Source organism: Luteibacter sp. P4_E6 (genome assembly GCF_056401535.1).
Genome location: NZ_JBFUJE010000652.1, coordinates 1 through 1979, shown reverse-complemented (window position 1 = coordinate 1979; position 1979 = coordinate 1). Strand labels below are relative to the sequence as shown.

Below are 1979 nucleotides of genomic sequence, written 5' to 3'. Positions count from 1 at the left end.
TTCACCATTTCCTCGACGACGTTCACGTTGGACGCTTCGAGGGCATTCTGGTCGAGGGTGCCGAGGCCATTGAGGCCGGCGGTGCCCGTCTGCGGAGCGCCGCTGGAAGCGGTCTCCAGGTAAAGGTTGTCGCCGCGCGGCTGCAAGCCGGCGGGATTGACGAAGTCGGCGAGCTGGATCGTGCCGATCTGCTGCGACGCCGCGTTGGCGGCGGTGGTGACGCTCACCGTACCGTCCTTGCCGATGGTCACCGTGCTGGCATTGGCGGGGATGGTGATGGAAGGCTCGAGCGGGTAACCGTCGTTGGTCGTGATCTGGCCATCCTGGTCGCGCTTGAGCGAGCCATCACGCGAATAGCCGACCGTGCCGTCCGGCAGGGTCACCTGCAGGAAGCCACGACCGTCGATGCGTACGTCGAGTGGGTTGTCGGTCTGCTGTGAGCCGCCCTGGTCGAACATCTTCTGGGTGCCGACGACACGCACGCCGGTACCCATCATGAAGCCGGTGGGCGACTGGGTCTGCTCCGTCGTCTGTGCACCGGCCTGGCCGCGGTTCTGATAAGTCAGATCCTCGAACTCGGCGCGGGCGCGCTTGAAGCCCGTGGTGTTCGTATTGGCCAGGTTGTTCGAGACCACGTCCATGCGCGTCTGCTGCGCATCGAGGCCGGTCTTGGCGATCCAGAGGGACGAGAACATCGTTGACTCCTGCGCTTGGGCGCTTTACATGCCAGCGACGGAAATGCGTCGCGTGGCGGTGGTTAACCCACCTGTAGCAATTTCGATGCCGACTGGGCGTTGTCGTCGGCAGTCTTGATGGAACGGACCTGCATTTCGAACTCGCGGGACAGGGAAATCATCTTCACGAGGACATCGGAAGGGTTGACGTTGCTCGATTCGATCGTGCCGGAGACCACCCGCACATCGGCGTCCGCCTGGGGCGTGCTGCCGTCTTTCATGTGCATGAGGCTGTCGCTGCCGTAGGTCAGCTGGTCGTTGCCGGGGTTCACGAGCTTGATGCGGTCGGTGGTGGCGATGGTGGACGGCGATTCACCAAGGGGAACGACGGAAATCGTGCCGTCGGTGCCGATCTTTACACTGGAAGCCTGTGGGATGGTGATCGGACCGCCGCCGCCCATGACGGCATTGCCCCGTGCATCCGTCAACAAACCGTCGGCGTTGATGCGCAGGTTGCCGGCACGGGTATAGCCCTCATTGCCATCCGCACCCTGCACCGCAATCCAGCCGTCACCCTGCACCGAGATATCAAGATCGTTGCCGGTCTGCATCTGCGCGCCGGGGGTCGTATCCCAACCCGTGCCCTGGGCCACGCCGTTGATGCGCGTCTGCATGCCGTCGCCCTGGACCGGCAGGCTCTGGAACGCCGACAACTCCGACTTGAAGCCGGTGGTGTTGGCGTTGGCCAGGTTGTGTGCCACTTCGTCCTGCGCGCGCATGATCTGCGTGGCGCCGGTCATCGCGACATATACGGAGCGGTCCATGGCGGAATCCCTGGTTCGATGGCGGAAACGTACTGGCGCGGCCCGGAGACCGCGCCAGCTGTCACGCTTAGTTGCGGATGTTGATGATCGTCTGGGTGAGCGTGTTGTCGGTCGAGATGACCTGCGCGTTCGCCTGGTAGTTGCGCTGCGCCTTGATCATGTTGACCAGCTGCGCGGTCAGGTCGGCCGTGTTCGACGCCTCGAGCGAACCCGACTGCACGCTGCCGACATCGCCGGAGTTCGCCACGCCCTGGATCGCCTGGCCCGAGTCCGAGGACGCCGCCCAGTTGGTGTCGTTGAGCTGGCGAAGACCCTGGTTGTTAGCGAAGGTGGCGATGGCGAGCTGGCCGAGCGGCACGCTCACGTTATTGGAGTACTTCGCCGAAACCGTTCCGTCCTTGGCAACGTCGATGTTCGAGAACGTGCCGGCGGCATAGCCGTCGTTCGACACCGCCGTGGTCGACGAGGAGTCACCGAACTG

General features: G+C 63.9%; 3 protein-coding genes. All 3 read right to left on the bottom strand.

Translation table 11 applies throughout. The features are described 5' to 3' along the window. Positions 1-695, bottom strand: a 695-nt coding sequence (gene flgG / locus AC1DT2_RS21985; RefSeq protein ID WP_477298733.1) for a flagellar basal-body rod protein FlgG, incomplete at its 3' end; no start/stop codon positions are given. Positions 696-757: 62 nt separating this feature from the next. Then, the gene (gene flgF / locus AC1DT2_RS21980) at positions 758-1498 is read right to left on the bottom strand and encodes a flagellar basal-body rod protein FlgF (protein ID WP_477298732.1); all 741 of its coding nucleotides are present in this window, start codon (positions 1496-1498) and stop codon (positions 758-760) included. Between the two features lie 67 nt (positions 1499-1565). Next, positions 1566-1979 (bottom strand): flagellar hook-basal body complex protein (locus tag AC1DT2_RS21975; protein WP_477298731.1); only part of this gene is annotated, 414 nt, incomplete at its 5' end.